We start from the raw sequence: 13,863 nt of genomic DNA, 5'->3' as shown, positions 1-13,863 counted from the left end.
GAAAGTTATTATCATCATATTAAAAAATTATTAAGGTATGGGCAAAATAGTGTTTAATTATTTATTAAAGCGTCTCGCTTTATTTTTATGTGCAGCAGTGTTAATCGCTATCACAACGGGATTTATTTTTCTTGATATTTTAGTTCTTGATAATGGTATTTCTGAAACGTCAGTAACTGAATTAGGTCAAGAAATCATCGTCGCCATTATTTGCTTATTCTTTTTTATTAAAGCATGCCAGAACAGTGAACAACGGGGAGCGTTCACGCTTATTATGGGCTTTTTCTTGTGTATTTTAATTCGTGAGTTAGATGGTGTTTTTGATCAGATTGCACACGGATCTTGGGTTTGGTTTGCTCTAACGGTGACATTTATTTGTATTGCTATTGCAATTAGAGAAGGTAAAAGAACGTTAAAAGGCTTAATTCACTTCATTACTCACCCAAGCCATGGGATGTTAGTTGCTGGTTTATTATGTATTTTATTGTTCTCTCGTCTATTTGGCATGGGAATACTTTGGCATAAATTATTGGGTGAGGATTATAACCGCGCCGTTAAAAATATGGTGGAAGAAGGCAGTGAATTATTTGGTTATACGCTCTGTTTAATTAGTGTTATTTGGTATGGTTTTTCTGCCAAAGATCATGTTATTCCCGCTGCGATTGAAAATAAATATCGACCATAAAAAGGTAGTGAAATAACCAAGAAAAGCGCTGATAAATATAACCAGCGCTTTTTTTATTCAATTTAAAATTGAACGTTAATGAAGGTATTTTTATTGTAAGTCTTGTGTAATAACAGCATGAGGACCAAAACATTCATAATGAAGCTTTTCACTATTAATACCCAGTTCCATAAGTTGTTTAGCAACAGATTGCATAAAAGGTAATGGGCCACAAAAATAGAAATGCATATCAGGAATAGCTAACCAATCTTCAACTTGTTTTAATGTCATTAAACCTTCGAATTGATAATCTTTATTTTGTACATCTTCAGTGCGTGGTGTGCGATACCATATCGCTTGTTGATAGTGTGAAAGTTGATTGCTGACTTGATTAACCTCATCTTTAAACGCATGAACGCCACCATGTTCAGCCGCATGTAACCAATTAATATTAGCTTGATGAGCTGAAAGTGTGTGCAACATCGACAGCATTGGCGTTAAACCTACACCTGCTGAAATTAAGGTTACGGGGGTTGTTGGTGATACATCTAAATAGAAATCGCCCCCTGGTGCGGCAACTTGCAAAGTATCACCTTCTTGAATATGGTCATGAAGAAAACTCGATAAAATACCTTTATCTTCGCGTTTTACTGCAATGCGATAGGTTTTATTATTTGATGATTGAGTTAATGAATATTGACGTATTTCTTGATTTTCAAGGCGCTCATCACGGATATAAAGGCTTAAATATTGTCCAGCTTGATAAGGAGTCACAGAAAGTCCATCTTCTGGCTCTAATTCAAAACTGGTAATGACATCACTTTGTTTTACTTTATGTTTAACTTTAAAGTTTCGTAATCCTCTCCAACCGCCGCTTGTTTGTTCTTTTTGCTGATAAATTTGTTCTTCACGATTGATAAAGACATCAGCCAATACTTGATAAGCTGCTCCCCAAGCATCTAACACCTCTTGTCCAGGACTAAACATCTCATCAATTGTTGCTAATAAATTTTCACCGACGATGGGATAGTGCTCAGGAAGAATATTTAAACTGACATGTTTTTGTGCAATTTTCTCAACGGCAGGCAAAATGGTGGCTAAGTTTTCAATGTTCGTCGCATAAGCGCATATCGCATTAAATAAGGCTTCGCGTTGTGCGCCACTGCTTTGATGGCTCATGGTGAAAATATCTTTTAATTCTGGATGGCGAGAAAACATTCGGTCATAAAAGTGGGCGGTTAATGCAGGACCCGTTTTAGCAATGAGGGGAATGGTTGATTTAATTGTCGCGATAGTTTGTGCATCTAACATAATTGCTCCTGAAAGATTTTCAGTTTATTGTGAATTTTTATAAATTGTATTTTATATGCAACTTATCTCTTTTTGATTATTTTGTAAATCTCTGTTTTTATTTTTTAACAAAAAATCTCAATTCTTAGAGAATGATGCGGGGTGTTTGCAAAATAAGGCGAGATGTGCCTCAAAAAGGGGAATAAGTACAGGATAAAATTGGGTTGTTAAAAAGTAATAATGTGCTGTTATAGTTGGATGGCAAACGATTGCGTATTTTTTCATTAGGGGCTATCTCAATGAAGAAAAAGAGTTTACACTGTATGCCATTCTTTCTCCCGCATGGGAGTTTGTCTTTAGTGAAGTTAGCTGAGTCAGGAGATGTGAATGTTAAAACGTGAAATGAATATTGCTGATTACGATCCAGAATTATGGAATGCAATGGAAGGTGAAGTGACTCGTCAAGAAGAGCACATCGAACTTATTGCTTCTGAAAACTATACCAGCCCTCGTGTTATGCAGGCGCAGGGATCTCAGCTGACAAATAAATATGCTGAAGGCTATCCGGGGAAACGTTACTACGGTGGTTGTGAGTATGTGGATGTTGTAGAGCAACTGGCTATCGATCGTGCAAAAGCATTATTTGGTGCAGATTACGCTAACGTACAGCCTCACTCAGGCTCTCAAGCGAATGCCGCTGTCTATATGGCATTGTTAAAACCAGGTGATACTGTTTTAGGTATGAACTTAGCGCAAGGCGGTCACTTAACTCATGGTTCACCAGTTAACTTCTCTGGTAAACTGTATAACATCGTACCTTATGGTATTGATGAATCAGGTAAAATTGATTACGAAGATATCGCTATTCAAGCTAAAAAACATCAACCAAAAATGATCATTGGCGGATTCTCTGCTTATTCTGGTCTGGTTGATTGGGCTAAAATGCGCGAAATCGCAGACAGTATTGGTGCATTCTTATTTGTTGATATGGCTCACGTTGCAGGTATGGTTGCAGCAGGTGTTTATCCTAACCCTGTTCCTCATGCACATGTTGTTACAACAACAACCCATAAAACTTTAGCAGGTCCACGCGGTGGTCTTATCCTTGCTAAAGGTGGCGATGAAGAGTTTTATAAAAAACTGAACTCTGCTGTATTCCCTGGCTCTCAAGGTGGCCCTTTAATGCATGTTATTGCAGGTAAAGCGGTTGCATTAAAAGAAGCTATGGAGCCAGAATTTAAAGTTTATCAGCAACAAGTTGCTAAAAACTCGAAAGCAATGGTAGAAGTTTTCTTAGATCGCGGTTATAAAGTAGTGTCTGGCGGAACTGAAAACCACCTGTTTTTATTAGATTTAGTTGATAAAGATATTACAGGTAAAGATGCAGATGCTGCACTGGGTCGTGCAAATATCACTGTTAACAAAAACAGCGTACCAAATGATCCACGTAGCCCATTTGTAACTTCTGGTGTTCGTATCGGTTCTCCAGCGATTACACGTCGTGGTTTTAAAGAAGCGGAAGCTCGTGAATTAGCCGGTTGGATGTGTGATGTCCTTGATAATATCAATGATGAAGCGAACATTGAGAAAGTGAAACAAAAAGTCTTGGATATCTGCGCTAAATTTCCAGTTTACGCATAAGTTTGTAACGATATAATAAAACCCGTTGTACAAGCCCGCTTCGAGAACTTGTTCTTGGCGGGTTTTTTTGCATCTTAAAAATGGGGGATTGGATGGTTATTCCATCAACATTGTGGCTTGCCTTAGATTATTTTACCTATTTCTTTTCATACGGCATCTTTTTACCCTTTTGGTCCATATGGCTAAAAGGTGAGGGTGTCGATCCTGCAATGATAGGTCTGTTATTAGGTGTAGGTTTAACCGCACGTTTTGTTGGTAGCCTAATTTTAACGCCTGCGGTAAAGGATCCGTCAAAACTTATTACTGCATTGAGATTGTTTGCTTTTCTCTCATTACTTTTTACTGTTGCATTTATGATGGGTAGCCATTGGGCATGGTTATTCTTTGTAATGACAGGATTTAACGTTTTCTTTTCACCGATGGTGCCTTTAGGGGATTCTCTAGCTGGAACGTGGCAAAAACAGTTTCCTTTTGACTATGGGAAAATCCGCGTTTGGGGCTCAATCGCTTTTATTATTAGCTCATCATTGCTAGGTGTTTTAATTGATGCTTTTGGACATCCCATTATTCTTTATGGATTGATTGCCAGTACTTTTGCACTATTCCTGACATCTATGCTCCGCCCTAAAGTTATGCCACAGGGTAAAGTGAAAAAAGCAGAACACAGCAATGTGTCTTTTATGAAACTCATTTCAGATGGACCAGTTTGGCGTTTTCTGTTGTGTGTCTCTTTACTGCAAGGTGCGCACGCTGCTTATTATGGTTTTAGTGCACTTTATTGGGAAAAAGCAGGGTATGACACCGCAACAATCGGCTATCTTTGGTCATTAGGTGTGGTTTCAGAGGTGGTTGTTTTTATGCTCAGCCATCGTTTATTCCGCCGCTGGAGCGCAAGAAATCTACTCTTACTTTCTGCTTTTGCTGGACTTTTACGTTGGGGGTTAATGGGTAGTTTTACCGCATTACCCGCACTTATTGTTGTTCAAATCTTACATAGTGGTACGTTTACGGTGTGCCATTTAGCGGCAATGCGCTTTATTAGTGCACGTCAAGAGCACGAAATTATTCGTCTACAAGCGGTGTATTCGGCTTTGGCGATGGGTGGAAGTATTGCGATCATGACCATTGTCTCTGGTTGGTTGTATGAAAAACTTCCTAATCAAGAGTCGTTGATCTTCTGGTTAATGGCAGCATTAACGATCCCTGCTATGTTTATCAGACCAAGAGTACAACCTCAAAATACCTAATTTCTCTATTTTATAAAAATTAAGATCTGTAATGTCCCTTGATATTGCAGATCTTTTTATTTTCTCCTTTAAAAGCGCATTTTTTGATCAAACGAATAATTGACCATTCTAAATATTAGGTTTAGATTTAATTCATTCAAATGAATGAATGCAAAAAAGGTATTGTTATGAACAATAAATCAGTGATCCCAGCCAGTTTTTCTTTACAAGAAAGAGACAGACGCTGGCTGTTAGCTAGAGATATTATGAAAGATAATCAGTTAGATACATTGATTGTCTATGGTGATAGAGAATCCGCCGCGCCGGCACCATTTTGTATTGATCACTATTTTACAAATGACCGACTAGGATCGGTTGTTATTTTTCATGAAGATAAAAAACCATTGATAGTCACTTTTGCACCAATGATGATCGCCGATCATATGCAAGCAAAGCTACGTGGTGATTTGCAGTGGATTGATGAAGATAATCTTGTTGTAGGAAAAACAGGGCGTAATATTGCTCAATTACTAAAAGAAATGGGTGTGCAACAAAATGCACATATTGGTGTTATTGGCTTAGAGCCTTATCCTCCATTCTATTTTGATGGTGCAATGCCATTTAATACTCTAAACGGTATTAAGGATGCATTCCCTTATGCGAAATTTAGTTGTGTTTATCGTGATTTCTTTAAACGTGCATCCGTTAAAAGTGAAGAAGAACTGACACATGTAAGATATGCCGCCGCTATTGGTGAAGCAATGAGTGAAACAATGCGCGTCACAACCAGACCTGGGGCGACAGAAGCTGATCTTGCAGCTGCGATTACTGCAACTTGCTTATCCAGAGGTGGGTTTACGGCTGAAATTCTAATGGGATCAGGCTCTGAGTATATCGGTTGGGGTCCTCCTGCTTGGCAATATCGCTCACAAGCACCTCGTGAAATTCAAATGGGCGACATTGTGTTATCAGAAATTTTCGCTTTATATGGGATGTATGAAACACAACACCAAGCCGCTGTTGCAGTGGGGAAAATTCATGATAATTTAGAAAAAGCCGCTTTGGTTGCTCGTGAATGCTATGAAATAGGTGTTGAGCATTTAAAGGCAGGCATTACTTTTGGTGAAGTGGTTGATTTAATGGAAAAACCATTATTACAATCAGGGGGATGGCATGTGCATCCTCTTATCCATAGCATCAATCCTTATGGACCTATTGGTTTTGGTACTGCTCCGGGTATCGAATCATTACCATTGGCGAGTCGTTATAAACAAATTGAACGATTACCAAACCCGGGTCGAGAGCTTGTATTACAAGAGGGCATGACGTTTGCGTTTGAACCTAACTGTGGCTTTGGTCATCACTTATGTAACTTAGGTGGTACGGTTGTAGTTGGTAAATGTAAAGGGATTGAGTTAAATTCAAACTCAACACAATTAATGCGGGCTGATTTATAAGCCTAATAATAAATAGTTAATAAACAATGAAAAACACCAGTAAAACCGCGATAAGTACAGAACAGACTCAAGAAAAGTTAGTACAAGAAGGTATTAAGCTTTTTGCACTACACGGAATTAGTGGGTTGAGAACGAGACAACTTGCGCAGGATGCTGGTGTTAATCAATCAGCAATTCCTTATCATTTTGGTGGAAAACTAGGCGTTTATACTGCCGTTATTCAATATATTGCGACAGAATTAGCGTCAGAAATTCATTTTGACCAATTTGATAATAAGCTTCAGTTTTTATTAAAAGAAAATGAGTTAGATCGTGAATTACTTGCTTCTCTGATCCCTTTATTAGTCTCGGGATTAACGCGCGCTTTATTAGCACCTGAACGCCATTATTACAGTCAGTTGATTTTACGTGAGCAACTGGAGCCAACTGAAAATTATGAGCTGATTTATCGTAATTTAATTGAGCCTTTTCATTTACGACTATCTCATCTTATCGAATTAATCGATAAAAAGAGTGACACATTAACGACTACTATTCGTGCTCATGCCGTTATTGGGCAAATACTTGGGTTTGTGATCGCGAGAAAAGCATTTTTATTACGTATTGATAAACAGGAAATGACATCGCAGTTATTAGATAAAATAGCCCAAGAAATTAGCCAATTATCAGTAAATGCACTATTAACAATAAATCAGTAGGTAATAAAAAAGACCATAATATTATGGTCTTTTTCTTTGTATATATTTTATTCGTATCAACGAAATTAACGTTTTAATGCATCTGTTAATTCACTACGAATTTCAGCTAATAATGCTCTGACAACACGTGGATTACCTGCAACAATATTACCTGTTTGTAGGTAGCCATGATTACCAGTAAAGTCAGAAACGATAGCACCTGCTTCACGAGCGATTAATTCGCCACCTAAGAAATCCCAAGGTTTTAAGCCAATCTCAAAGAAACCATCAACACGACCAGCTGCAACATAAGCTAAATCTAAAGCTGCTGAACCAGTGCGGCGGAAATCAGCACAAGGTACAAACAGTTTACCTAACATATTCATGTAAGCAGCTGAATGTTGTTTGCTTTTGAATGGGAAACCAGTCGCAAGAACTGCACCGTCTAAATCGCGAGCGTTAGAGCCACGTAGACGATAACCATTTAACTGTGCACCTTGACCACGAACGGCTGAGAATAATTCGTTACGCATAGGATCGTAAACAACAGCCACTTCAGTACGGCCTTTAATGCGTACAGCAATAGAAACAGAGAAGTGTGGAAGACGTTTAATGAAGTTAGTCGTGCCATCAAGTGGATCAATAACCCATTGTATGTCGTGATCTTCACCGAGTAACTCGCCACTTTCTTCCGTAATAATGGTGTGTTTTGGATAAGATTTACGGATGATTTCAATGATTGCTTGTTCTGCGTCACGGTCAACGTTAGTGACAAAATCATTGGTACCTTTCTGATTAGTTTCTACAGATTCAGGATTTTCGTAATTTTTGGCGATTAAATTACCAGCCTTACGTGCGGCACGTATGGCAATATTCAGCATCGGATGCATGGTTATCTTCCACAAGATGTTAAAGAACGGGGATAAAAAACGTGCGAGAGTATAACAGGCATTCGTGTTTCTGGCTACAATTGTGATAAAATAGATGGATCACAAAGCAATTAACAAGAAATCAATGTTAGAAAATATTCGCATCATCCTTGTAGAAACCTCGCATACAGGCAATATGGGCTCTACAGCTCGTGCTATGAAAACCATGGGATTAACCAATCTTTATTTTGTTAATCCAAAAGAAAAACCAGATTCACATTCTATTGCCCTATCAGCAGGTGCAAGTGATGTTATTGGCAATGCACATATTGTTAATAGTATCGATGAAGCGATTGAAGGCTGTGGTTTAGTCATAGGAACAAGCGCCCGTAGCCGTACACTTTCTTGGCCAATGCTTGCACCTCGTGAATGTGGTGAGCGTTGCGTTATGGAAGCTAAAAATAAGCCTGTTGCTGTTATTTTTGGCCGTGAACGCACAGGTTTAACTAATGAAGAATTACAAAAATGTGATTTTCATCTGTATGTTCCGACTAATCCAGAATATGGTTCTTTAAATTTAGCGATGGCTGTTCAGCTTGTTAGTTATGAAATTCGTATGGCAGCACTTGCCCAAGAAGAAAAACAAGAGGAAAATAGCCCATCAGAGATTGATTATCCACCAGCAGATGATATAGAACGTTTTTACGTTCATTTAGAGCAGGTGCTTAATGAATCTGGTTTTATTCGTCCTAAACATCCGGGACAAGTGATGAGCCGTTTACGCCGTCTATTTACGCGTGCGCGCCCAGAAACACAAGAGCTTCATATCTTACGTGGTATCCTGACGTCAGTTGAGAAATGGGCTAAGAAATAGAGGGCAAAGTTGATTAACTTAAGTCAACTTTTGGCTGAGTATAATACTTGACTAAAACACTCGGATAAATAGTTGACTAAATTACTCGGGAATGACACAATTTGATTATTGTTCACCACGGAGTATTTGTTATGAGACTGACATCAAAAGGGCGTTACGCAGTTACTGCAATGCTTGATGTTGCATTGCATTCACAGCAAGGCCCTGTCCCCCTCGCTGATATTTCAGAGCGTCAAGGGATTTCCCTTTCTTATCTTGAGCAGCTTTTCTCACGTTTGCGCAAAAATGAATTAGTCGCAAGTGTTCGTGGTCCTGGTGGCGGCTATTTATTAGGTCGTGATGCAGGACAAATTTTTGTTGCTCAAGTTATTTCTGCGGTTGATGAATCTGTCGATGCTACCCGTTGTCAGGGTAACAAAGAAGGTTGTCAAGGTGGCGATCGTTGCCTGACTCATACTTTGTGGCGTGATTTAAGTGATCGTATAACCAGTTTCCTAAGCAGTATCAGCCTTGAAGAGTTAGTAAATAACGAAGAGGTTATGGATGTCGCCGATCGTCAAGACAATGAAAAACGCCATGCTATTAATGGTCGTTTACAAGAAACCATTGTTAATATGCGAGTTTAACGGCGATCTCTAGGTAGGCAAAAACAAAATTATTAAAGAAGATCCGTCGTCTTTGGAGTTAGTGAGCAATGAAATTACCCATTTATCTAGATTATTCAGCAACCACTCCTGTTGATCCACGAGTTGCTGAAAAAATGATGCAATGCCTGACTATTGATGGCATTTTTGGTAACCCAGCCTCTCGTTCACACCGTTTTGGTTGGCAAGCAGAAGAAGCTATTGATATTGCACGTAATCAGATTGCTGATTTAATCGGTGCAGATCCTCGTGAAATCGTATTCACATCAGGCGCAACTGAAGCTGATAACCTCGCACTAAAAGGTGTTGCTAACTTTTACCAGAAAAAAGGTAAGCACATCATCACTTCAAAAACCGAACATAAAGCCATTTTAGACACTTGTCGTCAACTTGAGCGTGAAGGTTTTGAAGTCACTTATTTAGCACCAAAAAGTGATGGTCTAATTGACCTGAAAGAGCTTGAAGAAGCGATGCGTGAAGACACTATTTTAGTTTCTATCATGCATGTAAATAACGAAATTGGTGTTGTACAAGATATTGCTGCTATCGGTGAATTATGCCGTAGCAAAGGTATTATTTACCATGTAGACGCAACACAAAGCGTTGGTAAATTACCGATTGATCTTTCTAAGTTAAAAGTTGATTTACTTTCTCTTTCTGCGCATAAAGTTTACGGTCCTATGGGTATCGGTGCACTTTATGTTCGTCGTAAACCACGTATTCGTTTAGAAGCACAAATGCATGGTGGCGGACATGAGCGTGGTATGCGTTCAGGTACATTAGCCGTTCACCAAATTGTGGGTATGGGCGAAGCTTACCGTATTTTGAAAGAAGAAATGGCTGATGAAACTAAACGCTTAAACGAATTACGTTTGCGTTTATGGAATGGCATTAAAGATATCGAAGAAGTTTATATCAACGGTTCTTTAGAACACACTGCGCCAAACATTCTTAATGTGAGCTTCAACTATGTTGAAGGTGAATCATTAATGATGGCACTGAAAGATCTTGCTGTTTCTTCAGGCTCAGCCTGTACTTCAGCAAGTTTAGAACCTTCTTATGTACTGCGTGCGTTAGGTTTAACTGATGAACTTGCACACAGTTCTATTCGCTTCTCTCTGGGTCGTTTCACCACAGAAGAAGAAATAGATTATGCAATTGAACAAATCCACAGTGCAATTGGTCGCTTACGTGATCTTTCTCCACTTTGGGATATGCATAAACAAGGTGTTGATATCAACAGTATCGAATGGTCTCACCATTAATCAGACGTTTTCAGGAGTTAAATCATGGCTTATAGCGATAAAGTAATTGATCATTATGAAAACCCTCGTAATGTGGGATCATTTGATAATAATGACCCTACTGTAGGGAGTGGTATGGTTGGCGCACCTGCTTGTGGTGACGTTATGAAACTGCAAATCAAAGTTGACGATAATGGCGTAATTGAAGATGCGCGTTTTAAAACTTATGGTTGTGGTTCAGCAATTGCATCAAGTTCACTGGTAACAGAATGGATGAAAGGCAAAACATTAGATGAAGCCGAATCTATTAAGAACACAGCAATTGCCGAAGAATTAGAATTACCACCAGTGAAAATTCACTGTTCAATTCTTGCAGAAGATGCAATAAAAGCAGCGATTGCAGACTATAAAAGCAAACGCCAAGGCAAGTAATTGTCTTTTATAATAAAAAAATAAAATATTGGCGGATGCTGAAACTTTTTTTCAGTATCCGCTTTCGTTCTTTATGAGTGAGGTGTGCCATGTCAATTTCCCTTACAGAATCCGCCGCTAATCGTGTTCGCTCTTTCCTATCTAACCGTGGAAAAGGTGAAGGTTTACGTTTAGGCGTAAGAACATCCGGTTGTTCTGGAATGGCTTATGTTCTTGAGTTTGCTGATGTCATCAATGACGAAGATACTGTTTTTGAAGACAAAGGTGTGAAAGTTATCGTTGATGGTAAAAGCATGGTCTATTTAGATGGAACAGAGCTTGATTTCGTCAAAGAAGGATTAAACGAAGGCTTTAAATTTAACAACCCAAATGTATCGAATGAGTGTGGTTGTGGTGAAAGCTTCACTGTGTAATTTGTGTTAAAACACAGTATTAACGTTAATTAATCCAAGAGTAGATGTATGGACTATTTCACACTATTAGGCATGCCTAATCGTTTTGATATTGATAAACAGCAACTTGCTACACGTTATCAAGATATGCAGCGTCAATATCACCCAGATCGTTTTGCAGGTCAGTCTGAAAAAGAACAGGCTCAAGCAATCTCGCTTGCTTCAACCATCAATCAGGCTTATCAGACCTTAAAAAATCCACTCTCAAGAGCTGAATACATGCTCTCATTACACGGTATCGATATTGCTAATGAGCAACAAACGATGCACGATACTGCTTTTTTAATGGAGCAACTCACATTACGTGAAGAGCTGGATAACATCGAACACAGTGCTGAAGCCGAAAGTTTGTTAGCCGATTTTTCTGCGCGTTTAGAAAAAATGTACACAGTACGCCATGATGAAATGGTCAAAACGCTAGAGGATCAAACTTGGGATGTTGCTGCAGATAATGTGAGAAAATTGCGTTTTCTCGCGAAATTAAAAGAGCAAGTAGAACAACTTGAAGAACGCTTGTTTGATGGTTTTTAAGGGAAATAGTTATGTCATTATTACAAATTAGTGAACCAGGTCAAACGCCTGCACCGCATCAGCGCCGGCTTGCAGCGGGTATTGATTTAGGTACGACACACTCATTAGTTGCCACTGTACGTAGTGGGCAAGCCGAAGCGCTTTCTGACAACGAAGGTCGCTATTTATTGCCATCTGTCGTGCAGTATCAAGTTGATAATATCAACGTTGGTTGGAATGCTAAAAAAGAAGCAGAAAAAGATCCTGCTAACACGATAAGCTCAATTAAAAGAATGGTGGGTCGCTCACTGAGTGATGTGACAAGCCGTTATCCAAACCTTCCTTATCATTTTCATGAAAATGACAATGGTTTACCGCTGATCAAAACAGCGGCAGGTATTGTTGATCCTATTCAAGTCTCTTCTGACATCTTAAAAACATTGGCTGAACGTGCAACACAATCATTAGGTGGCGAACTTGATGGTGTTGTTGTTACTGTACCCGCTTATTTTGATGATGCTCAACGTCAAGGCACAAAAGAAGCCGCTCGTCGTGCTGGTTTGCATGTTTTACGTTTATTAAACGAACCTACAGCAGCTGCTATTGCCTATGGTCTAGATTCAGGAAAAGAAGGCACCATCGTTGTTTATGACTTAGGTGGTGGTACTTTTGATATCTCTGTTCTTCGTTTAACTAAAGGTGTTTTTGAAGTCTTAGCGACTGGCGGTGATACCGCGTTAGGTGGCGATGATTTTGATATGATGCTGGCAGATTGGATAAGAGAACGTGCTGGTTTTGGACATCAAAAAGATGCTGTATTACAACGTCAATTACTGGATGTTGCGTCAGAAACTAAAATTGCATTGAGTGATAATGATGTTACGGATATCAACATTAATGGATGGAAAGGTGAGATCACTCGAGCTGAGTTTGAATCATTAATTCAATCATTAGTGAAGCGTACACTATTATCTGTTCGCCGCGCATTAAAAGACGCAGATGTTGAAATAGATGAAGTTTTAGAAGTGGTTATGGTTGGTGGTTCAACGCGTGTACCATTGGTTCGTCAAATGGTTGGTGATTATTTTAAACGTGAACCTTTAACTTCTATTGATCCAGATAAAGTGGTTGCCATTGGTGCTTCAATCCAAGCTGATATTTTGGTGGGTAATAAACCGGATAGCGAAATGCTATTGCTGGATGTTATTCCTCTTTCTCTTGGCCTTGAAACAATGGGCGGATTAGTTGAGAAAGTGATCCCTCGCAATACCACTATTCCTGTTGCCAGAGCACAGGAATTTACGACATTCAAAGATGGTCAAACCGCAATGAGTGTTCACGTCGTTCAAGGTGAGCGTGAAATGGTGAGCGATTGTCGTTCTCTTGCTCGTTTTACACTGCGTGGAATTCCGCCAATGGCTGCCGGTGGCGCACATATTCGTGTCACATTCCAAGTTGATGCGGATGGCTTACTTAGTGTTAGTGCGATGGAAAAATCAACGGGTGTTGAAGCCTCAGTACAGGTCAAGCCTTCTTATGGTCTTAGTGATACTGAAATCGCTAAGATGATCCAATCTTCGATGGAAAATGCCCAAGAAGATTTACAAGCTCGTCGTTTAGCCGAGCAAAAAGTCGAAGCAGCTCGTGTGTTAGAAAGTTTAACCGCAGCATTAGAAGAAGATGCTCATCTGTTAAATGAAGATGAGAAAACGGCTATCGACAAAGTTGTAGATACCTTAATAGAGAGCGTTGAAGGAACAGATCCTGTTGCTATTGAAAACGCGATTAAACTACTGGATAAGCAAACTCAGGATTTTGCAGCGCGTCGTATGGATTCATCTATTCGACAAGCGTTGGCAGGTCATTCTGTGGATGAGATATAA

At 39.3% G+C, this 13,863-nt stretch carries 14 protein-coding genes; 12 read left to right on the top strand and 2 right to left on the bottom strand.

The features are described from left to right. The first annotated feature begins 37 nt into the window (after window positions 1-37). The gene (locus tag EHE21_RS12985; RefSeq protein WP_194950873.1) at window positions 38-685 is read left to right on the top strand and encodes a hypothetical protein; all 648 of its coding nucleotides are present in this window, start codon (window positions 38-40) and stop codon (window positions 683-685) included. Window positions 686-775: 90 nt separating this feature from the next. Here the strand turns inward: EHE21_RS12985 and hmpA are convergent, their stop codons facing one another. After that, window positions 776-1,975, bottom strand: a complete 1,200-nt coding sequence (gene hmpA / locus EHE21_RS12980) for an NO-inducible flavohemoprotein (protein WP_194950872.1) — start codon at window positions 1,973-1,975, stop codon at window positions 776-778. A gap of 366 nt (window positions 1,976-2,341) precedes the next feature. Between hmpA and glyA the strand changes: the two genes are divergently transcribed. The 4 genes from glyA to EHE21_RS12960 all read left to right on the top strand — a co-directional run bounded on the left by glyA (window position 2,342) and on the right by EHE21_RS12960 (window position 6,976). Beyond that, a complete protein-coding gene (glyA, locus tag EHE21_RS12975; protein WP_088495048.1) occupies window positions 2,342-3,595 on the top strand; it encodes a serine hydroxymethyltransferase in 1,254 nt (417 codons plus the stop codon). A gap of 92 nt (window positions 3,596-3,687) precedes the next feature. After that, complete coding sequence (locus EHE21_RS12970) at window positions 3,688-4,842, top strand: 3-phenylpropionate MFS transporter (protein ID WP_194950871.1); 1,155 nt, start codon at window positions 3,688-3,690, stop codon at window positions 4,840-4,842. Window positions 4,843-5,009: 167 nt separating this feature from the next. After that, window positions 5,010-6,278: a M24 family metallopeptidase gene (locus tag EHE21_RS12965; protein ID WP_194950870.1), complete on the top strand. Its 1,269-nt coding sequence runs from the start codon at window positions 5,010-5,012 to the stop codon at window positions 6,276-6,278. 26 nt (window positions 6,279-6,304) lie between these two features. Beyond that, complete coding sequence (locus tag EHE21_RS12960) at window positions 6,305-6,976, top strand: CerR family C-terminal domain-containing protein (RefSeq protein WP_194950869.1); 672 nt, start codon at window positions 6,305-6,307, stop codon at window positions 6,974-6,976. A gap of 65 nt (window positions 6,977-7,041) precedes the next feature. Here the strand turns inward: EHE21_RS12960 and suhB are convergent, their stop codons facing one another. After that, on the bottom strand, window positions 7,042-7,845 hold the full coding sequence (gene suhB, locus EHE21_RS12955; protein WP_023581619.1) for an inositol-1-monophosphatase: 804 nt from the start codon (window positions 7,843-7,845) through the stop codon (window positions 7,042-7,044). 124 nt (window positions 7,846-7,969) lie between these two features. On the opposite strand from suhB, the gene trmJ reads away from it, so the two are divergent. The 7 genes from trmJ (at window position 7,970) to hscA (ending at window position 13,863) form a co-directional block, all read left to right on the top strand. Further along, window positions 7,970-8,698, top strand: coding sequence for a tRNA (cytosine(32)/uridine(32)-2'-O)-methyltransferase TrmJ (gene trmJ / locus EHE21_RS12950; RefSeq protein ID WP_088495051.1), 729 nt, complete (start codon window positions 7,970-7,972; stop codon window positions 8,696-8,698). 131 nt (window positions 8,699-8,829) lie between these two features. Continuing rightward, complete coding sequence (gene iscR, locus EHE21_RS12945) at window positions 8,830-9,324, top strand: Fe-S cluster assembly transcriptional regulator IscR (protein ID WP_006533450.1); 495 nt, start codon at window positions 8,830-8,832, stop codon at window positions 9,322-9,324. Window positions 9,325-9,392: 68 nt separating this feature from the next. Further along, the gene (locus EHE21_RS12940) at window positions 9,393-10,607 is read left to right on the top strand and encodes an IscS subfamily cysteine desulfurase (RefSeq protein ID WP_072063243.1); all 1,215 of its coding nucleotides are present in this window, start codon (window positions 9,393-9,395) and stop codon (window positions 10,605-10,607) included. Between the two features lie 24 nt (window positions 10,608-10,631). Further along, window positions 10,632-11,018, top strand: a complete 387-nt coding sequence (gene iscU / locus EHE21_RS12935; RefSeq protein WP_023581622.1) for a Fe-S cluster assembly scaffold IscU — start codon at window positions 10,632-10,634, stop codon at window positions 11,016-11,018. A gap of 89 nt (window positions 11,019-11,107) precedes the next feature. Then, window positions 11,108-11,431 (top strand): iron-sulfur cluster assembly protein IscA, encoded by a 324-nt coding sequence (gene iscA, locus EHE21_RS12930; protein WP_006533446.1) that lies wholly within the window; start codon window positions 11,108-11,110, stop codon window positions 11,429-11,431. Window positions 11,432-11,479: 48 nt separating this feature from the next. Then, the gene (gene hscB, locus EHE21_RS12925; RefSeq protein WP_088495053.1) at window positions 11,480-12,001 is read left to right on the top strand and encodes a co-chaperone HscB; all 522 of its coding nucleotides are present in this window, start codon (window positions 11,480-11,482) and stop codon (window positions 11,999-12,001) included. Between the two features lie 11 nt (window positions 12,002-12,012). Next, window positions 12,013-13,863 carry a Fe-S protein assembly chaperone HscA gene (hscA, locus tag EHE21_RS12920; RefSeq protein ID WP_194950868.1) on the top strand — a complete coding sequence of 617 codons (1,851 nt, stop codon included), beginning with the start codon at window positions 12,013-12,015 and terminating at the stop codon, window positions 13,861-13,863.

This window comes from Proteus sp. GOKU (genome assembly GCF_015475555.1).
GTDB lineage: Bacteria > Pseudomonadota > Gammaproteobacteria > Enterobacterales > Enterobacteriaceae > Proteus > Proteus mirabilis_B.
This window is presented reverse-complemented; position numbering and strand designations above follow the sequence as displayed.